At 61.7% G+C, this 23,925-nt stretch carries 25 protein-coding genes; 22 read left to right on the top strand and 3 right to left on the bottom strand.

All coding sequences use genetic code 11. The features are described from left to right. Positions 1-218: 218 nt before the first annotated feature. The 5 genes from NKI58_RS25740 (at position 219) to NKI58_RS25720 (ending at position 3,060) form a co-directional block, all read left to right on the top strand. Positions 219-353 (top strand): hypothetical protein, encoded by a 135-nt coding sequence (locus NKI58_RS25740; RefSeq protein ID WP_023675095.1) that lies wholly within the window; start codon positions 219-221, stop codon positions 351-353. Positions 354-455: 102 nt separating this feature from the next. Then, on the top strand, positions 456-743 hold the full coding sequence (locus tag NKI58_RS25735) for a Dabb family protein (protein ID WP_352785014.1): 288 nt from the start codon (positions 456-458) through the stop codon (positions 741-743). 96 nt (positions 744-839) lie between these two features. Next, entirely contained in the window at positions 840-1,724 is an 885-nt protein-coding gene (locus NKI58_RS25730) for a VOC family protein (RefSeq protein ID WP_352785016.1), read from the top strand. After that, entirely contained in the window at positions 1,721-2,572 is an 852-nt protein-coding gene (kdsA, locus tag NKI58_RS25725; protein ID WP_352785019.1) for a 3-deoxy-8-phosphooctulonate synthase, read from the top strand. The genes NKI58_RS25730 and kdsA overlap by 4 nt, the downstream gene beginning before the upstream one ends. Before the next feature lie 122 nt (positions 2,573-2,694). Next, a complete protein-coding gene (locus NKI58_RS25720) occupies positions 2,695-3,060 on the top strand; it encodes a PRC-barrel domain-containing protein (RefSeq protein WP_023675091.1) in 366 nt (121 codons plus the stop codon). Positions 3,061-3,137: 77 nt separating this feature from the next. On the opposite strand, the gene NKI58_RS25715 is transcribed toward NKI58_RS25720, so the two are convergent. Further along, a complete protein-coding gene (locus tag NKI58_RS25715; protein WP_352785021.1) occupies positions 3,138-3,260 on the bottom strand; it encodes a hypothetical protein in 123 nt (40 codons plus the stop codon). Between the two features lie 203 nt (positions 3,261-3,463). Between NKI58_RS25715 and eno the strand changes: the two genes are divergently transcribed. From eno to NKI58_RS25660, 11 genes are all read left to right on the top strand, one after another. Beyond that, on the top strand, positions 3,464-4,738 hold the full coding sequence (gene eno / locus NKI58_RS25710) for a phosphopyruvate hydratase (RefSeq protein ID WP_023675089.1): 1,275 nt from the start codon (positions 3,464-3,466) through the stop codon (positions 4,736-4,738). A gap of 134 nt (positions 4,739-4,872) precedes the next feature. Continuing rightward, positions 4,873-5,193 carry an FtsB family cell division protein gene (locus NKI58_RS25705; protein ID WP_352785024.1) on the top strand — a complete coding sequence of 107 codons (321 nt, stop codon included), beginning with the start codon at positions 4,873-4,875 and terminating at the stop codon, positions 5,191-5,193. A gap of 222 nt (positions 5,194-5,415) precedes the next feature. Further along, positions 5,416-6,405: a pyruvate dehydrogenase (acetyl-transferring) E1 component subunit alpha gene (gene pdhA, locus NKI58_RS25700; protein ID WP_352785352.1), complete on the top strand. Its 990-nt coding sequence runs from the start codon at positions 5,416-5,418 to the stop codon at positions 6,403-6,405. A gap of 15 nt (positions 6,406-6,420) precedes the next feature. Continuing rightward, positions 6,421-7,824: a pyruvate dehydrogenase complex E1 component subunit beta gene (locus tag NKI58_RS25695; RefSeq protein ID WP_023675086.1), complete on the top strand. Its 1,404-nt coding sequence runs from the start codon at positions 6,421-6,423 to the stop codon at positions 7,822-7,824. A gap of 18 nt (positions 7,825-7,842) precedes the next feature. Further along, positions 7,843-9,219 (top strand): pyruvate dehydrogenase complex dihydrolipoamide acetyltransferase, encoded by a 1,377-nt coding sequence (locus NKI58_RS25690; protein WP_352785027.1) that lies wholly within the window; start codon positions 7,843-7,845, stop codon positions 9,217-9,219. Between the two features lie 18 nt (positions 9,220-9,237). Next, entirely contained in the window at positions 9,238-9,657 is a 420-nt protein-coding gene (locus NKI58_RS25685; protein ID WP_023675084.1) for a hypothetical protein, read from the top strand. Then, complete coding sequence (locus tag NKI58_RS25680) at positions 9,654-10,292, top strand: SGNH/GDSL hydrolase family protein (protein WP_352785032.1); 639 nt, start codon at positions 9,654-9,656, stop codon at positions 10,290-10,292. The genes NKI58_RS25685 and NKI58_RS25680 overlap by 4 nt, the downstream gene beginning before the upstream one ends. Positions 10,293-10,303: 11 nt before the next feature. After that, the gene (gene lpdA / locus NKI58_RS25675; RefSeq protein WP_023675082.1) at positions 10,304-11,749 is read left to right on the top strand and encodes a dihydrolipoyl dehydrogenase; all 1,446 of its coding nucleotides are present in this window, start codon (positions 10,304-10,306) and stop codon (positions 11,747-11,749) included. A 98-nt stretch (positions 11,750-11,847) separates the two neighbouring features. Then, a complete protein-coding gene (locus NKI58_RS25670; protein ID WP_023675081.1) occupies positions 11,848-12,105 on the top strand; it encodes a GlsB/YeaQ/YmgE family stress response membrane protein in 258 nt (85 codons plus the stop codon). A 137-nt stretch (positions 12,106-12,242) separates the two neighbouring features. Then, positions 12,243-13,208, top strand: a complete 966-nt coding sequence (lipA, locus tag NKI58_RS25665; protein ID WP_352457494.1) for a lipoyl synthase — start codon at positions 12,243-12,245, stop codon at positions 13,206-13,208. A gap of 12 nt (positions 13,209-13,220) precedes the next feature. After that, positions 13,221-13,682 carry a type II toxin-antitoxin system RatA family toxin gene (locus NKI58_RS25660; RefSeq protein WP_352457493.1) on the top strand — a complete coding sequence of 154 codons (462 nt, stop codon included), beginning with the start codon at positions 13,221-13,223 and terminating at the stop codon, positions 13,680-13,682. Here the strand turns inward: NKI58_RS25660 and NKI58_RS25655 are convergent. Together NKI58_RS25655 and NKI58_RS25650 are read right to left on the bottom strand one after the other, a co-directional pair. Continuing rightward, a complete protein-coding gene (locus NKI58_RS25655) occupies positions 13,658-14,167 on the bottom strand; it encodes a CinA family protein (protein WP_352593871.1) in 510 nt (169 codons plus the stop codon). The two genes, NKI58_RS25660 and NKI58_RS25655, sit on opposite strands and share 25 nt — an antisense overlap. After that, positions 14,164-15,384 (bottom strand): bifunctional 2-C-methyl-D-erythritol 4-phosphate cytidylyltransferase/2-C-methyl-D-erythritol 2,4-cyclodiphosphate synthase, encoded by a 1,221-nt coding sequence (locus NKI58_RS25650; RefSeq protein WP_352593872.1) that lies wholly within the window; start codon positions 15,382-15,384, stop codon positions 14,164-14,166. The genes NKI58_RS25655 and NKI58_RS25650 overlap by 4 nt, the downstream gene beginning before the upstream one ends. 181 nt (positions 15,385-15,565) lie before the next feature. On the opposite strand from NKI58_RS25650, the gene dusB reads away from it, so the two are divergent. From dusB to NKI58_RS25620, 6 genes are all read left to right on the top strand, one after another. Beyond that, the gene (dusB, locus tag NKI58_RS25645; RefSeq protein ID WP_352785036.1) at positions 15,566-16,591 is read left to right on the top strand and encodes a tRNA dihydrouridine synthase DusB; all 1,026 of its coding nucleotides are present in this window, start codon (positions 15,566-15,568) and stop codon (positions 16,589-16,591) included. Further along, on the top strand, positions 16,588-17,730 hold the full coding sequence (locus NKI58_RS25640) for a two-component system sensor histidine kinase NtrB (protein WP_023675075.1): 1,143 nt from the start codon (positions 16,588-16,590) through the stop codon (positions 17,728-17,730). The genes dusB and NKI58_RS25640 overlap by 4 nt, the downstream gene beginning before the upstream one ends. After that, positions 17,727-19,187, top strand: coding sequence for a nitrogen regulation protein NR(I) (gene ntrC / locus NKI58_RS25635; protein ID WP_023675074.1), 1,461 nt, complete (start codon positions 17,727-17,729; stop codon positions 19,185-19,187). The genes NKI58_RS25640 and ntrC overlap by 4 nt, the downstream gene beginning before the upstream one ends. 128 nt (positions 19,188-19,315) lie before the next feature. After that, entirely contained in the window at positions 19,316-21,601 is a 2,286-nt protein-coding gene (locus NKI58_RS25630) for a sensor histidine kinase NtrY-like (RefSeq protein ID WP_352785039.1), read from the top strand. Then, positions 21,591-22,952 carry a nitrogen assimilation response regulator NtrX gene (gene ntrX, locus NKI58_RS25625; protein WP_023675072.1) on the top strand — a complete coding sequence of 454 codons (1,362 nt, stop codon included), beginning with the start codon at positions 21,591-21,593 and terminating at the stop codon, positions 22,950-22,952. Before NKI58_RS25630 ends, ntrX begins: the two co-directional genes overlap by 11 nt. 88 nt (positions 22,953-23,040) lie before the next feature. Further along, positions 23,041-23,904: a D-amino-acid transaminase gene (locus tag NKI58_RS25620; protein ID WP_352457488.1), complete on the top strand. Its 864-nt coding sequence runs from the start codon at positions 23,041-23,043 to the stop codon at positions 23,902-23,904. Positions 23,905-23,925: the final 21 nt, after the last annotated feature.

The following is a 23,925-nucleotide window of genomic DNA, read 5'->3' as shown; positions in this document are numbered from 1 at the left end:
ATCCCACCGGAATAATCGTGTGGCAGTTGGTCGATCGAGGCGGGAAGCGGTCGTCGAAGCCGAGCGGGGTTATCTTTCCAAGGCGCCCTGCAGCGGTAGCGCCATTCTGGCCAGCAAGCATCGCAGCGGACAGACCAAAGGCCGTTAAAATTCGGGGAGGGTCCCAGCAGGGCCGGAATCACTATGGTTGCAAGCATCCATATACGCTAGTTTCAGCCATGCGTTATGTCATCATCATCACAACCGTCACCTTTTTCCTGATCTGGGACGGCATTTACAACCAAGGCCGCTACCTCGACAGGACCATCAGGGAGGTGACCCGCGTCGTGCACTATGTAACCAGTATGGTGTAGTTTCTCTTTTTCGCCACGGTTCGCCGACGCGACATCCTGCCGATTGACGGCACGCTCCCGCTGACACAAAAGAACGCCGGTCCAACGGTCCAGGAGGCTGGGTTGATCCGGCATATCGTTTTCTTCAGCGCGCGGCGTAAAGCGGACGTCGAGGCAGTGCGTACGGGTCTGCTGGCGCTCGGCGAGATACCCCACTCGCGCCATTTCGAGGTGATGCTCAACACCAAGGTCGACCCGCTCTCGCATGAAATCGATGTGGTCGTCTATGCCGAGTTCGAGGACGAGGCAGCGCTCGCCGCCTACAAGGCGCATCCGCTCTATGCAGAGACCACCAGCCGGGTAAAACCGCTGCGCGAATTGCGTTATTCGGCCGATATCGTGGCAAGTTGACGAGCCGCCGTCTCCTACGCGCTGATGTGGTCTTTCCGCTGAGGCGTCGGCCAAGCCCTTGAACGATTTTAAGGAATGAGGCACACCGCGCGGGACATGACCGAGAACACCTCCGCAAGCCCTCATCCGCTCGATCACCTGGTGTTGCCGACCGCGAGCCTCGATGTTGCGCGGGCGCGCTTGACCTTGCTCGGCTTTACCGTTGCGCCGACCGGTATCCATCCCTTCGGAACCGAAAACTGCTGTGTCTTTCTCCCCGACGGCACCTATCTCGAGCCGCTCGCGGTCGCTGACCGGCAGGCCGTGGCAACGGCGATCGCGAGCCGCAACGTCTTTGTCGCGCGGGATCACACCTATCGCGAAGAAAACGGCGATGAAGGATTTTCTGCCGTGGCGCTGGGCACCGAAAGCGCCGCCGCGGACCACGCGCGCTACATGGAAGCCGGTCTGTCGGCGGGAGACGCGCTAAGCTTTTCGCGCGCCTTCACCGATGCGACGGGAAAGAGCGACACCGCATCGTTCAAACTGGCCTTCGCGGCTACAGGCAAGGCAACGGACGCTTTTCTCTTCGCCTGCGAGCGGATCAATGCGCCGAACGTCGACCGCACTGCGTTGCAGGCCCACGCTAATGGCGCAACCGGCATTGTCGAAGTCGTGACAGTCACTGGCGAACCCTTCGAACAAAGCCATTTGATTTCGATCGCGGCTGGAATCGAGGCACAGGGCGGCACTGTCTATGAGCTGCCGAATGCCGTCGTGACCATTCTGGATCCTGCAGCCTATTCGGCACGCTTCGGCATTCCTGCCGGCGCGCCATCTGAACTCCGCTTTGCTGGGATCGTCTTTTCGATTAGGCACGGCGACGCCGTCGCCAAGTTGCTTGCAGCCAGTTCCGTCGAACACCACATGCGCGGCGGTGATATCATCGTGCCGCCGGCGCCAGGGCAGGGCGCAGCCTTCATCTTCCGGGAGATCGCATGAACAAGCTCAATCCACTGATGCCAAACTCCTCCGTTGCGGTCGGCAAGGTCATTTTCGGCAACAGCACGCCCCTGTCGCTGATCGCCGGTCCATGCCAGCTGGAATCGCGGCAGCACGCTTTCGACATGGCTGGTGCGCTAAAGGAATTGACTGAAAGGCTCGGCATCGGGCTCGTCTACAAGACCAGCTACGACAAGGCCAATCGCACATCGCTTGGCGGCACGCGCGGTGCGGGACTTGAAGCGGCAATGCCGATCTTCGACGATTTGCGCAAGAATTTTTCGCTGCCGATCCTGACCGACGTCCACACTGAGGAACAATGCGCGATCGTCGCTCTGCATGCCGATATCCTGCAGATTCCTGCCTTCCTCAGCCGCCAGACCGATTTGCTGATTGCTGCGGCAAGAACCGGCAAGGTGGTCAATGTGAAGAAGGGGCAATTCCTCGCGCCGTGGGACATGAAGAACGTCGTCGCCAAAATCATCGGCTCCGGCAACGCCAATGTCTTGGTCACCGAGCGCGGCGCATCCTTTGGTTACAACACCCTGGTGTCCGACATGCGGGCGCTGCCGATCATGGCCGAGATCGGCGCGCCGGTGATTTTCGATGCCACCCATTCCGTGCAGCAGCCGGGTGGGCAGGGCGGTTCGTCTGGAGGCGACCGGCGCTTTGTCGAGACGCTGGCGCGCGCGGCCGTCGCGGTTGGCGTCGCCGGCGTCTTCATCGAGACGCACCAGGACCCCGACAACGCGCCTTCCGACGGTCCCAACATGGTGCCGCTAAAGGATCTTCCCGCATTGCTTGAACGGCTGATGGCGTTCGATCGCATTGCCAAAAGCGTGGGTTGAACCAGCAGTTGCGCCACAGCAGCGCCGCCAAGAAAACTTTGAAGAATTTCGAACCCGCCTGGAACCTTAGCCCGCGGCCCTCATTGTCAAAATCTAATGTCAACGACGACGAGGAGCACACCATGACGACCCAGACGGGACACACCGAAGCCATCGCCGCTTCGCGGGTTATCGGCACATCGGTCTACAATACGGAAGGCACTCATATCGGCGACATCGAGGACGTCATGCTCGACAAACTGTCGAACGGAATCATGTTTGCCGTGATCGGTTTTGGCGGATTTCTCGGCATCGGCGAGAAATACCACGCCATTCCGTGGGCGAGCCTTGACTACGATGAGAACAAGGGCGGCTATGTCGTGCCGTTCACCAAAGACCAGCTGATGGCCGCTCCTTCCTATTCGATCAACGAGCTGACCGGCGCCGACGGCGAGGCCGCGCGTGACGCCTCATACAACTACTACAAGGTCGAGCCTTACTGGCACTGACCTTGCTGGCACTGACTAAGTCTCCTGGAATCAAAAAGGCCCCCGGGAAATCGGGGGCCTTTCGATGTGGCGGGATGCTACTGCGCAATCTGCATGGCCTGCAAAGGCGACGATCCCTGCGGGGGTTGCTGATTGTCGCACGACGTCAGGAACGCAGCCGCGATCAGGAACAAACTCACAATACCGCTCAACTGGGACATGGCGAAACTCCTCCTGTTTCGCCCCGCGCGACAACAGCCATAAACCAGAAACCGGCATGCCGCGTATGACAAATGATGACAGCGCTTCGTGCTTCGTGAATCCCGTAGCGCGCGGGCAATATTTGCAAGTGCCCCGATTGCGTTTTGCGGCGCTTTGGCTAAGAGGTGCGCGACGCTTCAATCGATCAATCGGGGACATCGCAATGACGGCCATCATCGACATTGTCGGGCGTGAAATCCTAGACAGCCGCGGAAATCCGACCGTCGAGGTCGACGTCGTGCTTGAAGACGGTTCGATGGGTCGCGCCGCGGTGCCGTCCGGTGCCTCTACCGGCGCGCATGAGGCGGTCGAACTGCGCGACGGCGGCCCCCGCTATCTCGGCAAGGGCGTGCTCACGGCGGTCGAGGCGGTGAACGGCGAGCTGTTCGAGGCGATCGGCGGCATGGAGGCAGAGAATCAGATCCATATCGACCAGACCATGATCGAGCTCGATGGTACGCCCAACAAGAGCCGGCTCGGCGCCAATGCCATCCTCGGCGTGTCGCTGGCTGTGGCCAAGGCCGCGGCCGAAGCGGCCGACCTGCCGCTCTATCGTTATGTCGGCGGCACCAAGGCCCATGTGCTGCCGGTGCCTATGATGAACATCATCAATGGCGGCGCGCATGCCGACAACCCGATCGATTTCCAGGAATTCATGATCCTGCCGATCGGCGCGCCGACGCTGCGCGACGGCGTGCGCTGGGGCTCGGAGATCTTTCATACGCTGCGAAAGAAGCTGAAGGACGCCGGCCATAACACCAATGTCGGCGACGAGGGCGGCTTTGCCCCCAACCTGAAGAGCGCGCCGGCCGCGCTCGACTTCATCATGGAATCGATCGAGCAGGCTGGCTTCAAGCCCGGCGAGGAGGTTGCGCTAGGCCTCGACTGCGCGGCGACCGAATTCTTCAAGGATGGCAACTACGTCTATGAAGGCGAGAGGAAAACCCGCGACCCGAAGGCGCAGGCCAAATATCTAGCCAAACTCGCTGCCGACTACCCGATCATCACCATTGAGGACGGCCTGGCCGAGGATGACTGGGACGGTTGGAAAATACTGACTGATCTCATCGGCAAGCAAACACAGCTGGTTGGCGACGATCTGTTCGTCACCAACACGGCGCGGCTGCGCGACGGCATCCGCATGGGTGTCGCCAATTCGATCCTGGTCAAGGTCAACCAGATCGGCTCGCTTACCGAAACGCTCGACGCCGTCGAGACCGCGCACAAGGCCGGCTATACCGCGGTGATGTCGCACCGCTCGGGCGAGACCGAGGATTCGACCATCGCCGACCTCGCCGTTGCCACCAATTGCGGGCAGATCAAGACGGGCTCGCTGTCGCGCTCGGATCGCATGGCCAAGTACAACCAGCTCATCCGCATTGAGGAGGAGCTCGGCAAGCAGGCGCGATATGCCGGCAAGTCGATCGTGAAAAGCTGATTTCGAGAGAAAATCCGTGGCGACGAGGGCGGGGACATTCCCGCCCTTTTTTGCTTCCAGGCTCTGAATCCAACAGGCTGTAACCGTCCATTAAGCACAATCGGGCGACAAAGGCGGCGTAGAGGATTCGGACCATGTGGACACGCCAGCACAAGCAAAGAAACACCGGCCGGCTGATCATCCCCTCGCTCTGCGTGGTGTTCCTGACTTATTTCGGTTTCCATGCCTATCATGGCGAGTTCGGCATCTATTCCAAGTATCAGCTCGAAGCTGAGACTGCCGAATTGCAGGGCAGGCTCGATGCCGTCAGGGCGCGCCGGATCGATCTCGAGCGCCGCGTTCAGCTGATGCATGAGGGCACGCTGGAGAAGGACATGCTGGACGAGCAGGCGCGCAAGGCGCTTAATCTGTCCCACGCCGACGAGATCACCATCATGCGGCCGGTCGCAAGATAACCTGATCTCAGTTAATCAGCGATATTTGCAATGATTTTAATTGCTTAGATGCATGACAGCCATGCGTTTTCGGCATGGCGAAAGCCTTCCCTGCATGTTAGCCTGCCTCAAATCGGTGGGAGAACTGATCTCCCTCGCTGTCCGCCAAGAGACGCCAACAGGGAGTGATGCATGGCCACCGCCACCAGAAAAGCGCCTGCCAAATCCAAATCAGACGGCAAGATGCCGGGCCTTTCCACCCCGAAGCCTGTTGAATTCACCAAAGACCAGGAGCTTGCCGCCTACCGGCACATGCTGCTCATCCGCCGCTTCGAGGAAAAGGCCGGCCAGCTTTACGGCATGGGCCTCATTGGCGGTTTCTGCCACCTCTACATCGGCCAGGAAGCGGTCGTTACCGGCATGAAGATGGCGCTGATCGACGGCGACCAGATGATCACCGCCTATCGCGACCATGGTCATATGCTGGCCATGGAGTTGTCACCGCGCGGCGTCATGGCCGAACTGACCGGGCGCCGTAGCGGCCTGTCGAGAGGCAAAGGCGGCTCCATGCACATGTTCTCCAAGGAGAAGCATTTTTACGGCGGCCACGGCATCGTCGGCGCGCAAGTGTCGCTCGGCACCGGCATTGCCTTCGCCAACCGCTATCGCGGCAACAACAATGTGACGCTGACCTATTTCGGCGATGGCGCGGCGAACCAGGGCCAGGTCTACGAAAGCTTCAACATGGCCTCGCTGTGGAAGCTTCCGGTGATCTACATCATCGAGAACAACCGCTACGCCATGGGTACCTCGGTCTCGCGCTCGTCGGCCGAGACGGATTTCTCGCACCGCGGCGCGTCCTTCAAGATTCCAGGCATCCAGGTCGACGGCATGGATGTGCGCGCTGTAAAGGCAGCCGGCGACCTCGCCGCCGAATGGTGCCGCGCCGGCAACGGGCCGCTCATTCTCGAAATGCAGACCTATCGTTACCGCGGCCATTCGATGTCGGATCCGGCAAAATACCGCTCCAAGGAAGAAGTGCAGAAAATGCGCTCCGAACGTGACCCGATCGAGCAGGTCAAAGCGCGGCTGCTCGACAAGAAATGGGCAAGCGAGGACGAGCTCAAGGTCATCGACAAGGAAGTCCGCGACGTTGTCGCCGACGCCGCAGAATTTGCCCAGAACGACGCGGAGCCGGATCCGTCCGAGCTCTGGACCGACATCGTACTTTAACGAGAGGGCAAGGACATGCCGATCGAAATTCTCATGCCCGCCCTCTCGCCGACCATGGAAGAGGGTAATGTTTCCAAGTGGTTGAAGAAAGAGGGCGACAAGGTCGCGGCGGGTGACGCCATTGCCGAGATTGAGACCGACAAGGCAACGATGGAAGTCGAAGCCGTGGACGACGGCACGCTTGCCAAGATCGTGGTTCCTGCCGGCACTGAAGGTGTCAAGGTCAACACGCTGATCGCTGTGCTGGCCGTCGATGGCGAAGACATCGACGAGGCAGGCGAAGGTATCGGCGAGGAGGCTGTTGAGGCGCAAGCAGCAGCGCCCGCTGCCGCTCCGGCCCCCGCGGCTGCTGCGGCCAAGAGCGAAGCGGCAGCACCTGTTGCCGCTGCGCCCAGGTTGGAAATTGCCGCCGATCCGGACATCCCGGCCGGCACCGAAATGGTCTCGACCACAGTGCGTGAAGCCTTGCGCGACGCAATGGCGGAGGAAATGCGCCGCGACGGCGACGTCTTTGTCATGGGCGAGGAAGTCGCCGAGTACCAGGGCGCCTACAAGATCACACAGGGCCTGTTGCAGGAATTCGGTCCGAGACGCGTGGTCGACACGCCGATCACCGAGCACGGCTTTGCCGGCGTTGGTGTTGGCGCGGCGATGGCCGGCCTGAAGCCGATCGTCGAATTCATGACCTTCAACTTCGCCATGCAGGCGATCGACCAGATCATCAATTCAGCCGCCAAGACGCTCTACATGTCCGGCGGCCAGATGGGCGCCCCGATCGTCTTTCGCGGCCCGAACGGCGCTGCTGCCCGCGTCGCCGCGCAGCATTCGCAGTGCTATGCCGCCTGGTACAGCCATATTCCTGGATTGAAGGTGGTGATGCCTTATACCGCCGCCGACGCCAAGGGTCTGCTCAAGGCGGCGATCCGCGACCCGAACCCGGTCATCTTCCTCGAGAACGAAATCCTTTACGGCCACTCCTTCGACGTGCCGAAGATGGACGATTTCGTGCTGCCGATCGGCAAGGCGCGCATTCACAAATCCGGCAAGGACGTGACCATCGTCTCGTTCGGCATCGGCATGACCTACGCGCTCAAGGCGGAGGCGGAGTTGCGCGGCATGGGCATCGATGCCGAGATCATCGACTTGCGCACCATCCGCCCGCTCGACTTCGACACCATCGTCGCCTCGGTCAAAAAGACCAATCGCCTCGTGGTGGTCGAGGAAGGCTTTCCGCAGAACTCGGTCGGCGACCATATCGCCAATCAGGTCTCGCAGCGCGCCTTCGATTTCCTCGATGCACCGGTCATTACAATTGCCGGCAAGGACGTGCCGATGCCCTATGCGGCGAACCTCGAAAAGCTGGCGCTGCCCAATGTCGGCGAGGTCGTCGAGGCGGTCAAAGCCGTCACGTATCGCTGAGCAGGGCGGGAGGACAAAATGCCGATCAACATCACCATGCCGGCGCTGTCGCCCACAATGGAAGAGGGCAATCTTTCCAAGTGGCTGGTCAAGGAAGGCGATAAAGTTTCGCCCGGCGACGTGATTGCCGAGATCGAGACCGACAAGGCGACGATGGAAGTCGAAGCCGTCGACGAGGGCACGGTCGCCAAGCTGGTGGTTCCGGCCGGCACAGAAGGCGTCAAGGTCAATGCGCTGATCGCGGTGCTGGCTGCCGAGGGCGAGGATGCTGCTTCTGCCGCCAAAAGCGGTGATGGCGCTGCGCCGGCCAAGGCTGAGGCTCCGAAAGCGGAAGCCCCCAAAGCTGAAACATCAAAGCCCGAAGCGTCGAAGCAGGGGCCTGCCGCACCTGCGCCTAAGGCGGAAGCGGTGCCGGTCGCCAACGGCCACGCAAGCGGTGAGCGCATCTTCGCCTCGCCGCTGGCCCGGCGCATTGCCAGGGAAGCCGGCGTCGATGTCGCGGCGCTGACAGGCTCCGGCCCCCGCGGCCGCGTAGTAAAGGCCGATGTCGATGCCGCAATTTCCAGTGGCGGCGCCAAGGCGGCACCAGCAGCAAAAGCGGCGCCCGCCGGCGCTCCGGCACCTGCGGCCGCAGCACCCAAGGCGATGTCGGACGAGCAGGTGCTCAAACTGTTTGCCGAAGGCTCCTACGAGCTGATCCCGCACGACAATATGCGCAAGACCATTGCGAGGCGGCTGGTCGAAGCCAAGACCACCATCCCGCATTTCTATCTGACGCTCGACTGCGAGCTCGACGCACTTCTGGCCCTGCGCACGCAGATCAATGCGGCCGCGCCGGTGAAGAAGACCGAGAAGGGCGAAACGCCGGCCTACAAGCTGTCGGTCAACGACATGGTCATCAAGGCTCTTGCCATGGCGCTGATGGCGGTTCCGGATGCCAATGCGTCGTGGACAGAAAACGCCATGATCAAACACAAGCACGCCGATGTCGGCGTTGCCGTATCGATCCCCGGCGGCCTGATCACCCCGATCATCCGGCGTGCTGACGAAAAGACGATGTCCGTCATCTCCAACGAGATGAAGGATCTTGCCGGCCGCGCCCGCAGCCGCAAGCTGAAGCCGGAAGAATATCAGGGCGGCACCACGGCGGTGTCCAATCTCGGCATGTTCGGCATCAAGGATTTTTCTGCCGTCATCAACCCGCCGCATGCGACGATCCTTGCGGTCGGCGCCGGCGAGCAACGCGCAGTGGTCAAGAACGGCGAGATCAAGATCGCCACAATCATGTCGGTGACGCTGTCGACCGATCACCGCGCCGTCGACGGTGCGCTCGGCGCCGAGCTGCTCGTCGCCTTCAAGCGTATGATCGAAAATCCAATGGGCATGCTGGTTTAAGAGAAGGGAAACAGGGCGGTGCGGAAATTCTTCACCAGCCTTTTTGCCTTCTTTCTTTCCGGTTTGGCCGGCGGATTGGTGGTGCAGTGGCTCGCCGTCGCCACCAAGGCCGACGTGGAGTACATCCTTGTATTCATGATCTCGGCTCTCGTCACCATCTTCGCGACGCTCGCATTCTTCATCGCACAATTCATGTCGGACCCACGACGGGCAACAAAACTGACCGCGACCATAGGGGTAGCATCTTTTGTGCTCGTTGGAGTTTCCCTGATCGGCTGGACTTTCTCCCAGCCGCCGGGCAAGCGCGAGTGGTCGGGCGATCTTCCTATCGTCGCCGGTCTCGTCCTGCCAGGCATCGCTACGGTGCTGGTCCAGTGGCTTTTCGTGCGCTGGCGATTGGCGCGCTCGCAACCAGGTTTCGGCGGGGCAGGCACATGAAGACGGTCCTCTGCTACGGCGATTCGCTTACCTGGGGCTATGACGCGGCAAACCTCGGCCGGCATCCGCTGGAAGATCGCTGGCCGAGCGTGCTGCAGGCGGCATTGGGCAGCGGCGTCGAGGTCATCGCCGAAGGCCTGAATGGCCGAACCACCGCCTTTGACGATCACTTGGCCGGAGCGGACCGCAATGGCGCAAGGCTGTTGCCAACAATCCTGACGACGCATGCGCCGATCGACTTGATCGTCATCATGCTCGGCGCCAACGATATGAAGCCGTGGATTCACGGTAATCCGGTCGCGGCCAAACAAGGTATGCAACGCCTGATCGATATCGTGCGCGGTCATGATTACCCGTTCGATTGGCCGGCGCCGCAGATCCTGATCGTCGCGCCGCCCGTAGTCAGCCGCACGGAAAACGCCGAGTTCAAGGAAATGTTCGCCGGCGGCGATGACGCGTCAAAGCGGCTGGCGCCGCAATATTCCGCCCTTGCCGACGAGGCCGGCTGCGGCTTCTTCGATGCCGGCACGGTGGCCAAAACCACGCCGCTCGACGGCGTCCACCTGGACGCGGAAAACACGCGGAACGTCGGGCAAGCGCTGGCGCCGCTCGCGCGCCTCATGTTGGAATTGTGAAGGAGAAAGCCGTGGCTGAGAACTACGACGTCATCATCATCGGCTCCGGCCCCGGCGGCTATGTCACTGCAGTGCGTTCGGCCCAGCTTGGCTTCAAGACGGCGATCGTCGAGCGCGAGCACTTGGGCGGCATCTGCCTCAACTGGGGCTGCATTCCGACCAAAGCGCTGCTGCGCTCCGCCGAGATCATGCACTATTCGGATCATCTGAAGGACTACGGCCTGAAGATCGATGGCAAGGTCGGCGTCGACACAGCCGCCGTCGTCGATCGCTCGCGAAAGGTCTCGCTGCGGCTCAACGGCGGCGTCGGCTTCCTGATGAAGAAGAACAAGGTCGACGTCATCTGGGGCGAAGCCAAGCTGACCAAACCTGGCGAGATCGTCGTGTCGAAATCGTCGAAGAAGCCGATGGAGCCGCAGCCGCCGGCGCCCAAGGGCGTCAAGGGCGAGGGCACCTATAGCGCCAAGCACATCATCCTGGCGACCGGCGCCAGGCCGCGCGCGCTGCCCGGCATCGAGCCTGACGGCAAGTTGATCTGGACCTATTTCGAGGCGATGGTGCCGAAAGAGATGCCGAAATCGCTGCTGGTGATGGGCTCGGGCGCCATCGGCATCGAGTTCGCCTCGTTCTACCGCACCATGGGCGCCGAGGTGACGGTGGTCGAACTGCTGCCGGCTGTGATGCCGGTCGAGGACGCCGAGGTCTCGAAATTCGCGCAGAAGCAGTTCGAGAAGCAGGGCATGAAGATCATCTTAGAAGCCAAGGTGACCAAGGTCGAGAAGGGCACTAACTCGGTCACCGCGCATGTCGAGATGAAGGACGGCAAGGTCGAGAAGATCACCGCCGACCGCATGATCTCGGCCGTCGGCGTACAGGGCAACATCGAGAATCTCGGCCTCGAGGCGCTCGGCGTGAAGACCGAACGCGGCTGCGTCGTCGTCGACGGCTACGGCAAGACCAACGTGCCCGGCATCTATGCCATCGGCGATGTCGCCGGACCGCCGATGCTCGCCCACAAGGCCGAGCATGAGGGCGTGGTGTGCGTGGAAAAGATCGCCAATTTCCCCGGCGTGCATGCCATTGACAAGCTGAAGATCCCGGGCTGCACCTATTGCAATCCGCAAGTCGCCTCGGTCGGACTGACGGAAGCCAAAGCGAACGCCGATGGCAAGGACATCCGCGTCGGCCGCTTCCAGTTCGCCGCAAACGGCAAGGCGATTGCGCTCGGCGAGGACCAAGGCTTCGTCAAGACCATTTTCGACAAGAAGACCGGCCAGTTGCTGGGTGCCCACATGGTCGGCGCAGAAGTAACCGAACTGATCCAGGGCTTCGTCGTGGCGATGAATCTGGAGACCACCGAGGAAGAGCTGATGCACACGATCTTCCCGCACCCGACGCTGTCGGAGATGATGAAGGAGAGTGTACTCGACGCCTATGGCCGCGCACTGAATGCATGATAAATTAGTTGGGCGAGTCTCACACGGAAGACACAAAGGAACTCGACGGCAGAGCAATTCGTTTCGCAGGCATCATCCATCATACAAGGAGAGGGCATATGGAAATGAACGGCGTGGGCTGGGTTGCAGCCATCATCATCGGCGGCCTGGCGGGATGGCTCGCCGAGATGGTCATGAAGAGCAATACCGGCATCCTCATGAACATCGTTCTCGGCATTGTCGGCGCAATCGTGTTGAATGCCATCTTGCAGGCCCTGAACATCGGCATCTTCGGCGTCGGCTGGATAGCCTATCTGATCACCGGCTTCATCGGTGCCTGCATTCTGATTGCGGTCGGACGACTGGTGCGCCGCTAACCTCTGTCGGCACTTGCTATGCGAAAAAGGCCACCGCGGCATGCGTGATCGCGGCCTTTTTCTTTTCGCCGAAAAGTCCTAGATGACGTGGGTAGAGCGAGCGCTGGACAAGCGCTTGCCAATGAGCCGGGTTTCACATGGTCACCGTCCTCGACACGATTGCCAATGCGCCGCGCCTGCGGCATCCCGAAAAGGCGCACAAGCCGGATCAGGACGTACTGCGCAAGCCTGACTGGATCCGCGTCAAGGCGCCGATGTCGAAAGGCTATGCCGAGACGCGCGAAATCGTGAAGTCTCACAAACTGGTGACGGTTTGCGAAGAGGCGGGCTGCCCCAATATCGGCGAGTGCTGGGAGAAGAAGCACGCCACCTTCATGATCATGGGCGAGATCTGCACGCGGGCCTGCGCCTTTTGCAATGTCGCCACCGGCATCCCGACCGCACTCGATCCCGACGAGCCGGCGCGTGTCGCGCATGCGGTCAAGCAAATGGGCTTGAGCCATGTCGTCATCACCTCCGTCGATCGCGACGATCTCGCCGATGGCGGGGCCCAGCATTTTGCCGATGTCATCCGTGCGATCAGGGCAGCAACCCCGTCGACGACGATCGAAATCCTGACGCCCGATTTCCTGCGCAAGGACGGTGCGCTGGAGATCGTCGTGGCGGCCAAGCCGGATGTTTTCAACCATAATCTCGAGACCGTGCCGTCTAACTATCTGACGGTTCGGCCGGGCGCGCGCTATTTCCACTCCATCAGGCTCTTGCAGCGGGTCAAGGAACTCGACCCCTCGATCTTCACCAAGTCCGGCATCATGGTCGGCCTTGGCGAGGAGCGGAACGAAATCCTGCAGCTGATGGACGATTTGCGTTCGGCCAATGTCGACTTCATGACCATCGGCCAATATCTGCAGCCGTCGAAGAAGCACCATCCGGTGATCCGCTTCGTCACGCCGGAGGAATTCAAGTCCTTTGAGACGATCGGCAGGACCAAGGGCTTCCTGCTGGTGGCGTCGAGCCCGCTGACGCGCTCGTCGCACCACGCCGGGGACGACTTTGCCAGGTTGCGCGCGGCGCGCGAAGCGTTTCTCAGGAAGTCCGCCTAACCCACTGGTTTCATGCCACAATTCGAAGCCCATCGCCGCGTTGCGCATACGCCGGAACAGATGTTCGCTCTGGTTGCCGATATCGAATCCTATCCGCAATTCCTGCCGCTTTGCGAGGCACTTACGGTTCGTTCGCGCAAGGAACGCAACGGACGCACCCTGCTCATCGCGGACATGAGCATCGGCTACAAGGCGATCCGCGAGACTTTCACCACGCAGGTGCTGCTGAAGCCTGACGAGAACGCCATCGACGTCAAATATATCGACGGCCCGTTCAAATATCTCAGCAATGTCTGGCGCTTCGACCCGGCGGACGGCGGCGGTTGCAACGTCTGTTTCTTTATCGACTATGAGTTCAAGAGCCGCATTCTGGGTGCGCTCATGGGAACCATGTTCGACCGCGCCTTCCGCATGTTCTCCGAGGCGTTCGAGAAACGTGCCGAAATCATCTACGGCGCGCCATCGGCAGCCTGATCCGCGGCGAGCGCGCGTAGACCCAGTTCAAGCGCATGTCGGACCGTCTCCCGGCGGATGAAATCACGGCCCTTGTCGGCGAACAGCTGGCATTCGCTGACTACCGGCCGGCCAGCCACGGCAACGCCGAACCAGACCAGGCCGACAGGTTTTTCCGCAGAGCCGCCGTCCGGACCGGCGATGCCGGTCACCGCCAGGGCGAGCCCGGCCGGCGAATGCGTCAAGGCTCCGGCCGCCATCTCCACCGCAGTCTCGCGCGAGACCGCGCCGTGCGCCTCGAGCGTAGCGGCCGAGACGCCGAGCATCTCGGTCTTGGCCCGGTTGGAATAGGTGATGAAGCCGCGATCGACCACCGCGGAAGAGCCGGCGATGTCGGTCAGCGCGGCGATGATCATGCCGCCGGTGCAGCTCTCCGCCGTCGCCAGCATCATGCCGCGCTGCTGGCAGGCCTTAAGCAGGACATCTGCGAGACCGCTATTGCTCATTCAGGGACATCCCCTGGAAACACAACGCTGGCAGTCGCGATGGCCGCTATGCCTTCCTCACGGCCGACGAAGCCGAGCTTCTCATTGGTTGTCGCCTTGATCGAGATGCGATCGCGCGAAATTCGCAGCATTGCCGAAAGCGCTTCGGTCATGGCCTCGCGATGTGGGCCGACGCGCGGCGCCTCGCAGATCAGGGTGATGTCGGCGTTGGCAATGCGCCCGCCGCCCTCGCGCACCAGCTTCACCGCGTGTTCGACGAAGATGCGTGAAGCGGCCCCTTTCCACTGCGGGTCGGAGGGCGGGAAATGCGTGCCGATGTCACCGGCGCCGCAGGTGGCCAGCAGGGCGTCGGTCAAGGCGTGGAGACCGACATCGGCATCCGAATGGCCGGACAATTTCTTGCCGTGCGGAATAGCTACACCGCACAGGGTGACATGGTCGCCGGGCTCGAAGGCATGGACGTCATAGCCATTGCCGGTTCGGATGTCCGGAAAACGTGCCCCCCCGGAAAGCCGCTGATCCGCCATCGCAATATCCCTTGCCCAGGTCAGTTTGACATTGTCCGGCGAGCCGGGAACGATCTTCACCGGAATATGCGCCCATTCGGCGATTGCCGCATCGTCCGTGAAATCCGCTTTGCCCAGATGATGAGCCTTTTCGTGCGCAGCCAGGATCGGCCAGAACGGAAAGCCTTGCGGTGTCTGTGCGGCATGAAGCCCGGCCCTGGACACGGTTTCGCCGATCATGCCTTCGGCCGTTTCGCGCTTGAGCGTATCGGCAACGGGCAAGGCAGGCAGTGCTCCCTGGCGCTCGCCAATGGCGGCGATCGTGCGGTCTATCAGTTCCGCGTCGACAAACGGCCGAGCCGCATCATGGATCAGCACCCGGCCCGGCGCATGGCTTCTTAACGCCAGCAGTCCAAGCCGGACGGACTCCTGCCGTGACGTACCGCCGGTCACCGCGACGACACGGTCGGCGTTCGCACCCGCCGCACGGCGAAAAAGCGCGCCGTCGTCGGCATGGATAGCAACGACGACAGGTCCAATCTTCGGATGCATCAGAAAGGCGCCGAGCGTGCGTGCGATAACGGCGCCGCCGCCAATTTGCTGGTACTGCTTCGGCCCCTTGGCCTGTCCGGCGCGCGCGCCGCGGCCGGCGGCAACGATGACCACCGCGACCTTGTCGTCCGCAGCTTGCTTTTCGCTCACATCTCTCATGCCGAGACGCTTAGCGCATGATCCCGAAAAGTGGTATCGCTTTTGGAAGACCCAGGATTGATGCGGTGCGGCGATCCGTATTTTTCCCAAATGCGCCTTAATATCACGACATTGCGCGTTGCACATTGCCGTCGTTCTGGCTAGAGAATGTGCAGCAACCGAAGGTGCTTGGTTTTTGTGCATGCCTGATGTGACCAAATTGGCTTCGCCGCTGGATGTGGGTGGCGTGAGAATCCACAACCGCGTGTTTCTCGCGCCGATGTCGGGCATCACCGACGAACCGTTCCGGCAGCGCGCCCATGCGCATGGCGCCGGGCTGGTTGTTTCGGAAATGGTGGCGAGCGGGGAGCTTGCAAAGGGCAGGGCTGGCTCGGGCCTGCGCATCCGTCATTCCGGGCTGCCTGTCCACATGGTCCAGCTTGCCGGCCGTGAGGCGGTGCACATGGCCGAGGGCGCGCGAATCGCAGCCGGCGAAGGCGCCGACATCATCGACATCAATATGGGCTGTCCGGCCAAGAAGGTGACGGGCGGCTATGCCGGTTCGGCACTGATGCGAGACCTCGACCACGCGCTGTCGCTGATCGAAGCGGTACTCGGCGCGGTCGACGTGCCGGTCACGGTCAAGATGCGGCTCGGCTGGGACGAAGGCGCGCTCAACGCGCCGATGCTGGCGCGACGCGCTGAGCAGGCCGGGGTGATGATGGTGACGGTGCACGGCCGCACGCGTTGCCAGTTCTATCAGGGCACGGCCGACTGGCGTGCCATTGCACGCGTCAAGCAGGCCGTCTCGATCCCTGTGGTTGCCAATGGCGATGTCGGCTCGCTGGCAGAGGCTGCGTCGATCCTTGACCAGTCCGGCGCCGACGCGGTGATGATCGGCCGTGCGCACTATGGCGCGCCGTGGACCGCCGGCAGCATTGTAGCGGCCGCGCTGGCCGAGCCAGTATCCGGCATGCCGGAAAGCCCGCAAACGCTGTCCGACTACGTCATTGCCCATTACGAAGACATGCTGACGCTCTATGGCGTGGAAAGCGGATTGCGCCAGGCGCGCAAGCATCTCGGCTGGTATCTCGACCGCCACGCCGCCACAAGCGACGACCGGCGCAAGGCCATACTCACGTCTTTCGAGCCTGGGCGCGTCATTTCCTTGCTGCGCGACGTATTTTCAAGCGCTCCCGAAGCGGCGAACCTGCGGAGTGCGGCATGAACGCCACCGTCACACAGAGCACGGATATGGCGGACGCCGCGCATATTGTGCTCAACACCATTCGCCGGCCGGTGATCATGGTCGATCCGCAAGGCTTCATCACCTTCGCCAATGCCGATGCCGAGGATTTTTTCCGTTCGAGCGCCACGATGCTCGCGCGCAATACGCTGCACAAGCTCATTCCTTTCGGCAGTCCGCTGCTGACGCTTGTCGACCAGGTGCGCGAGCGCCGGGCGCCAGTCAACGAATACCGGGTGGACGTGTCGTCGCCGCGGCTCGGCATCGAGAAGGTGGTCGATCTCTACGTCGCGCCTGTGACGGAATTTCCAGGCTCCGTCGTGGTAATGTTCCAGGAACGCTCAATGGCCGATAAGATCGACCGGCAGATGACGCATCGCGGTGCGGCGCGCTCGGTCACCGGCCTTGCCGCGATGCTTGCCCATGAGATCAAGAACCCGCTGTCCGGCATTCGTGGAGCCGCGCAGCTGCTTGAGCTGTCGGCGTCCGACGAGGATCGCGCACTGACCAGGCTGATCACCGACGAGACCGACCGCATTGTCTCGCTGGTCGACCGCATGGAGGTGTTTTCCGACGAGCGGCCGATCGACCGCTACCCCGTCAACATCCATGTCGTGCTCGACCATGTCAAAGCAATCGCCAAGAACGGTTTTGCCAAGAGGATCAAGATATTAGAGGATTATGATCCATCATTGCCTCCGGTCTTTGCCAATCGCGACCAGCTCATCCAAGTGTTCCTCAATCTGGTAAAAAATGCCGCCGAGGCGATCGGCAGCGATCCGCAGGGCGAGATCATGCTGTCGACCGCCTTCCGCCCGGGCATCCGTGTTTCCGTGCCCGGAACGCAGGACCGCGTGTCGCTGCCATTGGAATTCTGCGTGCGCGACAACGGTTCGGGTGTCTCCGAGGATATCCTGCCGATCCTGTTCGATCCTTTCATCACCACCAAGCCGAACGGCTCCGGTCTCGGTCTGGCGCTGGTCGCAAAGATCGTCGGCGAGCATGGCGGCATCATTGAATGCGAATCGACGCCGCGCGGCACCACCTTCCGTATTCTGATGCCGGCGTGGAAAGAAACTCAGTTTGGCACCGACGACGACGGTGAAGGAGACCGCAAATGACCGTTCGCGGCAATATTCTCGTCGCTGACGACGATGCGGCCATCCGCACAGTCCTCAACCAGGCGCTTTCGCGCGTCGGCCACGACGTGCGTGTCACCTCCAATGCTTCGACGCTGTGGCGCTGGGTTGCGGCGGGCGAGGGCGATCTGGTTATCACCGACGTTGTCATGCCTGACGAGAACGCCTTCGACATGCTGCCGCGCATCAAGAAGGCGCGACCGGAACTGCCGGTCATCGTCATGAGTGCGCAGAACACGTTCATGACTGCGATCCGGGCCTCCGAAACCGGAGCCTATGAATATCTGCCGAAACCGTTCGACCTGACGGAGCTGCTCAACATCGTCAACCGCGCGCTTTCCGAGCCGCGGCGGCCCAAGATCGATACGCGTGCCGACGAGCCGCCTGAAACCATGCCGCTGGTCGGCCGCTCGGCGGCCATGCAGGACATCTACCGCATGCTGGCGCGCATGATGCAGACCGACCTGACGGTGATGATCTCGGGCGAATCGGGTACCGGCAAGGAACTGGTGGCGCGCGCGCTGCATGAATATGGCCGTCGTCGTGGTGGCCCCTTCGTCGCCATCAACATGGCGGCGATCCCACGCGACCTGATCGAATCGGAACTATTCGGGCACGAGAAGGGCGCCTTTACCGGCGCACAGAACCGCTCCACTGGCCGTTTCGAGCAGGCCGAAGGCGGCACGCTGTTCCTCGACGAGATCGGCGACATGCCGATGGAAGCGCAGACGCGGCTGCTGCGTGTGCTGCAGCAGGGCGAATACACCACGGTCGGCGGCCGCACGCCGATCAAGACTGACGTGCGCATCGTCGCTGCCACCAACAAGGACCTGCGCACGCTGATCAATCAGGGGCTTTTCCGCGAGGACCTGTTCTACCGCTTGAACGTTGTGCCGCTCAGGCTGCCGGCGCTGCGCGAGCGATCGGAGGACATTCCGGACCTCGTCCGGCACTTCTTCAAGCTCGGCGCCAGTGAAGGCCTGCAGACCAAGCGCATTTCCACCGGCGGCATCGAGCTGATGAAGCGCTACCCATGGCCGGGCAACGTGCGCGAACTCGAAAACCTCATCCGCAGGCTGGCTGCACTGTATTCGCAGGACGAGATTTCTGCCGAGATCATCGAGGCGGAGTTGAAGACCGGCGAAAGGCCTGTCGTTCCAGGTGGCGGCAACCTCATTCCCGACGACCTTTCCATCGGCCAGGCGGTGGAGCATTTCCTGCAACGCTATTTTGCCTCGTTTGCCGGCGACTTGCCCCCGGCCGGGCTCTATCAGCGAATCCTCTCCGAGGTCGAATACCCGCTGGTCCTCGCCTCGATGACCGCAACGCGCGGTAACCAGATCAAGGCTGCGGAATTGCTGGGGCTCAACCGCAACACGCTGCGCAAAAAGATTCGCGAACTCGGCGTCAACGTCTACAAATCGTCCAGGCAGGTCTAGACGAATCCCTTTACGAGCGCTTTCCAGGGGATCGATTGCCGAAAGATTTCCGTCTCGGCCACACTTGTTGCATAATCGCCACAATGCGTTGCATACATCCGACGCAATCACTGGCTCTAGACGGCGACATGGCCCTGCAGGCACCGACACTGAGCAAATCGCTTTTCAGCAATACGGGCGCGCGAGACGGTCGCCGGCTGCTTGCGCTGCCGGGCGTGATCGCCGTTGCCGGTGCGCTGGTGACGGCGGCGATCTCCTTCGCCATTCTGGTCGGCGCGACGCCGATCACGCCCGACGCGAGGACGACGCTGGCGCTGATTGCGCTTAATGCGGCGTTCGTCCTGTTTCTGATCTTGCTGGTCGGCCGCGAGGTGCATCGCATCCTGATGGCACGACGGCATGGCAAGGCTGCGTCGCGCCTGCATGTGCGCATAGTGGCGATGTTTGCGCTGGTCGCCGCCATCCCCGCGATCATGGTGGCGATCATCGCGTCGATCACGCTCGACATCGGCCTCGACCGCTGGTTCGAGATCCGCACCAAAACGATCGTCAATTCGTCGTTGTCGATCGCTGACGCCTATGTGCAGGAAAACGCGCGAAATCTTCAGGGCACGACGTTGTCGATGGCTTACGACCTCGACGCTTCGCGCACGCTTTACGGCCTCGATCGTACCGGTTTTCTCGACCTCATGAACAAGGAGGCGGTGGGACGCTCGCTGGCGCACGCAGCACTCATCAAGCCCGATGGTTCCTTCGTTATGAGCGCCAAGACCGACGCGGACTTTGCCATGCCGGAGCCGCCTGAGGGCGCCGTGGCAAGCGCTGCCGACGGCAAGCCGGTGCTGATAGAACCGCGCACCCGCAACATCATGGGTGCCATCGTCAAGCTGCGCGAGATCGACGGCCTCTATCTCTACACCATCCGCCTCGTCGATCCCGAGGTGATCAAGGCGCGGCAGATCGTCAAATCCAACACCGCCGAATATCGCGGTCTCGAAGACAATCGCCGCACCTCGCAAGTGGCTTTCGCGCTTCCCTATCTGTCGCTGACGCTGATCATCATCCTGTCCGCCATCTGGACCGGCATTGCGGTGGCCGACCGCCTGGTGCGGCCGATTCGTCAGCTCATCGGCGCGGCCGATGAGGTCGCTACCGGCAATCTCGACGTAGCCGTGCCTGTCCGCCCCTCCGACGGTGACGTCGCCTCGCTCGGCGACACCTTCAACAAGATGCTGATGGAGCTGAAATCGCAGCGCAACGAGATCCTGTCGGCCAAGGATTTGATCGACGAGCGGCGGCGCTTTTCGGAGGCGGTGCTTGCCGGCGTCACCGCCGGGGTCATCGGCGTCGATCCATATGGCATCGTCACCATCGTCAACCGTTCGGCCGAAACGATGCTGGCCATATCCGCCACGGCAGCGCTTGGGCAGAACCTTTCCGCCGTGCTGCCGCATGTCGGCCGCGTCTTCGAGATCGGCCGCAAATCGGGCAAGCCGGTCTATCGCGAACAGGTCACCTTCTATCGTGCCGGCACCGAACGGACCTTCAACGTGCAGATCACGATTGAAGCCGGCGACGACGGTTCGGAGGATAAATCCTACGTCGTTACAGTCGATGACATTACCGATCTGGTCCAGGCACAGCGTTCCTCCGCATGGGCCGACGTGGCGCGGCGCATCGCCCACGAGATCAAGAATCCACTGACGCCGATCCAGCTTTCGGCCGAGCGTATCAAGCGCCGTTACGGCAAGGTCATCACCGAGGACCGTGAGGTTTTCGATCAATGCACCGACACCATCATCCGGCAAGTGGAGGACATCGGCCGCATGGTCGACGAGTTCTCGGCGTTCGCCCGCATGCCGAAACCGGAAATGAAGGCCATCGATCTGCGCGATTCGTTGCGCGAGGCCTCGTTCCTGGTCGAAGTGAGCCGCGCCGACATCACCTTCGAGCGCGTCTTTGGCAATGAGCCGCTCAAAGGCACGTTCGACAGCCGCCTGATGGCGCAGGCGTTCGGCAACGTCATCAAGAATGCTGCCGAAGCCATCGACGGACTTGATGCAGAGGATCGTCCGCACGGCATAATCCGGATTCAAGCCGGGCGTCAGAATGGCGCGATTCGAATCGACGTCATCGACAACGGCAGGGGCTTGCCGCGCGAAAACCGGCAGCGCTTGCTCGAGCCTTACATGACGACACGCGAGAAAGGCACCGGGCTTGGCCTCGCTATCGTCAAGAAGATCGTGGAGGACCATGGCGGGCGACTCGAATTGCACGATGCACCAGCGGACTTCCACGATGGGCGGGGTGCAATGATCAGCATCATCCTGCCGGTTGCCGCCACCGTTCCGGTACGCGGCGAGGGCAAGACGGAACACGAAAAAGAAACTGAAAAGGTCGGAAATGGCGTCTGATATTCTCATCGTCGATGACGAGGAAGACATCCGCGAACTCGTCGCCGGTATCCTGAGCGACGAAGGTCACGAAACACGCACGGCGTTTGACGCCGACAGCGCGCTTGCGGCGGTTGCCGACCGGGCACCCAGGCTGGTCTTCCTCGACATCTGGCTGCAGGGCTCGCGGCTCGATGGCCTGGCCTTGCTGGACGAGATCAAGACGATGCACCCGAACCTGCCGGTGGTGATGATCTCGGGCCACGGCAATATCGAAACGGCAGTCTCGGCCATCCGCCGCGGCGCCTATGATTTCATCGAAAAGCCATTCAAGGCCGACAGGCTGATCCTCATTGCCGAACGGGCGCTCGAAACCTCCAAATTGAGACGCGAGGTTTCGGATCTCAAGCTGCGCAGCGGCGAGACTTTCGACCTCATCGGCATGTCGTCGGCAATGAGCCAATTGCGCCAGACCATCGAGCGCGTCGCGCCGACCAACAGCCGCGTCATGATCATTGGCCCCTCCGGCTCGGGCAAAGAACTGGCGGCGCGCGCCATCCACGCACTGTCGGCGCGCAAGAGTGCACCGTTTGTGACGCTGAGCGCCGCCAACATCACGCCTGAGCGTATGGAGATCGAGTTGTTCGGCACCGAATCGAACGGCGTCGAACGCAAGGTCGGCGCGCTGGAGGAAGCCCATCGCGGCATTCTCTACATCGATGAAGTGGCCGACATGCCGCGCGAGACGCAAAACAAGATCCTGCGCGTGCTGGTCGAACAGCAGTTCGAGCGGGTAGGGGGCACCAAGCGGGTCAAGGTCGACGTGCGCATCGTCTCGTCGACCTCGCAGAACCTGGAAGCCATGATCGCCGACGGCCGTTTCCGTGAGGACCTTTATCATCGCCTGGCCGTGGTTCCGGTCATGGTGCCGGGACTGGCCGAGCGTCGCGAGGACATTCCTTATCTGGTCGACAATTTCATGAAGCAGATCGCTCGCCAGGCCGGCATCAAGCCGCGCCGCATCGGCGACGACGCGCTGGCGGTGCTGCAGGCGCATAACTGGCCGGGCAACGTTCGCCAGTTGCGCAACAATGTCGAGCGGCTGATGATCCTGGCGCGCGGCGACGATGTCGATGCGCCGATCACCGCCGATCTCCTGCCTGCCGAGATCGGCGACGTCATGCCGCGCACTCCAAACAAATCCGATCAGCACATAATGGCGCTGCCGCTGCGGGAAGCGCGCGAACAATTCGAGAAGGACTATCTGATCGCCCAGATCAACCGTTTTGGCGGCAATATCTCGAAGACGGCAGAGTTTATCGGCATGGAACGCTCTGCATTGCACCGCAAGCTGAAGTCGCTGGGCGTCTGACAGCCAAACCAGTCGTGGGCCACCCAATTATCGGTTACGGCGGTCTTGGAATCGCATAAGAAAGCTGGACTTCTTTCAGGGATTAGCCATGCCGCGCATTGCGTATGTGAACGGGCGCTACGTCGCTCACGCCGAAGCTTCCGTGCATATCGAGGACCGTGGCTATCAATTCGCCGACGGCGTCTACGAGGTCTGCGAGGTGGCACGAGGCTTCATCGTCGACATGCCGCGCCATCTCGCCCGATTGAACCGCTCACTTGCCGAACTCTCGATCGATTGGCCGATCACGCGCGGCGTGCTGCCGCTCGTCATGCGCGAGGTGGTGCGCCGCAACCATGTCGTCGACGGCCTGGTCTATGTCCAGGTGACACGCGGCGTCGCCAGCCGCGAGTTTTTCTTCCCGCCGGCGGACACGAAGCCGTCGCTGGTGGTGACTGCCAAAAAAGCCGATCCTGCAGCTGCCGCGAAGCGGGCCGAGAGCGGGATCCGGGTTATCACGGTGCCGGAGAACCGGTGGGATCGGGTCGATATCAAGTCGGTCGGCCTGCTGCCGAACGTGCTGGCCAAGCAGAAAGCCAAGGAAGCCGGCGCTCAGGAGGCCTGGTTCGTCGATGTCGACGGCACCGTCAAGGAAGGTGGATCGTCGAACGCCTGGATCATCACCGGGGATGGCGTGCTGGTGACGCGGCCGGCCGAGCACGGCATCCTGCGCGGCATCACCCGTACGACGCTGTTCGACGTGGCCGCCAAGCTCGGCCTGAAGATCGAGGAGCGCGGTTTTTCCGTGGCCGAAGCCAAGGCCGCGCGCGAGGTTTTCATCAGCTCCGCGACCACGATTGCCATGCCGGTGGTGGCGATCGATGGCGCTCCCGTCGCCAACGGCCACCCGGGCTCGCTAACAGTTTCATTACGGCAGGCCTTTTTTGACGTTGCGGAAAAAAGTCCAGCCTGATAACCGCACAGATGGAATGAA

Origin of the sequence: Mesorhizobium sp. M0522, from assembly GCF_040321085.1 — a bacterium.
Classification (GTDB): domain Bacteria; phylum Pseudomonadota; class Alphaproteobacteria; order Rhizobiales; family Rhizobiaceae; genus Mesorhizobium.
Note: the sequence above shows the minus strand (reverse complement) of the source record. Positions and strands in the feature narration are given on the sequence as shown.

Excerpts from the sequence above, each read along its gene's own strand:
- NKI58_RS25740 (WP_023675095.1), top strand. The coding sequence starts at position 219 with ATGCGTTATGTCATCATCATCACAACCGTCACCTTTTTCCTGATCTGG.
- NKI58_RS25730 (WP_352785016.1), top strand. The coding sequence starts at position 840 with ATGACCGAGAACACCTCCGCAAGCCCTCATCCGCTCGATCACCTGGTG.
- kdsA (WP_352785019.1), top strand. The coding sequence starts at position 1,721 with ATGAACAAGCTCAATCCACTGATGCCAAACTCCTCCGTTGCGGTCGGC.
- NKI58_RS25720 (WP_023675091.1), top strand. The coding sequence starts at position 2,695 with ATGACGACCCAGACGGGACACACCGAAGCCATCGCCGCTTCGCGGGTT.
- NKI58_RS25715 (WP_352785021.1), bottom strand. The coding sequence starts at position 3,260 with ATGTCCCAGTTGAGCGGTATTGTGAGTTTGTTCCTGATCGCGGCTGCG.
- eno (WP_023675089.1), top strand. The coding sequence starts at position 3,464 with ATGACGGCCATCATCGACATTGTCGGGCGTGAAATCCTAGACAGCCGC.
- NKI58_RS25705 (WP_352785024.1), top strand. The coding sequence starts at position 4,873 with ATGTGGACACGCCAGCACAAGCAAAGAAACACCGGCCGGCTGATCATC.
- pdhA (WP_352785352.1), top strand. The coding sequence starts at position 5,416 with ATGCCGGGCCTTTCCACCCCGAAGCCTGTTGAATTCACCAAAGACCAG.
- NKI58_RS25695 (WP_023675086.1), top strand. The coding sequence starts at position 6,421 with ATGCCGATCGAAATTCTCATGCCCGCCCTCTCGCCGACCATGGAAGAG.
- NKI58_RS25690 (WP_352785027.1), top strand. The coding sequence starts at position 7,843 with ATGCCGATCAACATCACCATGCCGGCGCTGTCGCCCACAATGGAAGAG.
- NKI58_RS25680 (WP_352785032.1), top strand. The coding sequence starts at position 9,654 with ATGAAGACGGTCCTCTGCTACGGCGATTCGCTTACCTGGGGCTATGAC.
- NKI58_RS25670 (WP_023675081.1), top strand. The coding sequence starts at position 11,848 with ATGGAAATGAACGGCGTGGGCTGGGTTGCAGCCATCATCATCGGCGGC.
- lipA (WP_352457494.1), top strand. The coding sequence starts at position 12,243 with ATGGTCACCGTCCTCGACACGATTGCCAATGCGCCGCGCCTGCGGCAT.
- NKI58_RS25660 (WP_352457493.1), top strand. The coding sequence starts at position 13,221 with ATGCCACAATTCGAAGCCCATCGCCGCGTTGCGCATACGCCGGAACAG.
- NKI58_RS25655 (WP_352593871.1), bottom strand. The coding sequence starts at position 14,167 with ATGAGCAATAGCGGTCTCGCAGATGTCCTGCTTAAGGCCTGCCAGCAG.
- NKI58_RS25650 (WP_352593872.1), bottom strand. The coding sequence starts at position 15,384 with ATGAGAGATGTGAGCGAAAAGCAAGCTGCGGACGACAAGGTCGCGGTG.
- dusB (WP_352785036.1), top strand. The coding sequence starts at position 15,566 with ATGCCTGATGTGACCAAATTGGCTTCGCCGCTGGATGTGGGTGGCGTG.
- NKI58_RS25640 (WP_023675075.1), top strand. The coding sequence starts at position 16,588 with ATGAACGCCACCGTCACACAGAGCACGGATATGGCGGACGCCGCGCAT.
- ntrC (WP_023675074.1), top strand. The coding sequence starts at position 17,727 with ATGACCGTTCGCGGCAATATTCTCGTCGCTGACGACGATGCGGCCATC.
- NKI58_RS25630 (WP_352785039.1), top strand. The coding sequence starts at position 19,316 with ATGGCCCTGCAGGCACCGACACTGAGCAAATCGCTTTTCAGCAATACG.
- ntrX (WP_023675072.1), top strand. The coding sequence starts at position 21,591 with ATGGCGTCTGATATTCTCATCGTCGATGACGAGGAAGACATCCGCGAA.
- NKI58_RS25620 (WP_352457488.1), top strand. The coding sequence starts at position 23,041 with ATGCCGCGCATTGCGTATGTGAACGGGCGCTACGTCGCTCACGCCGAA.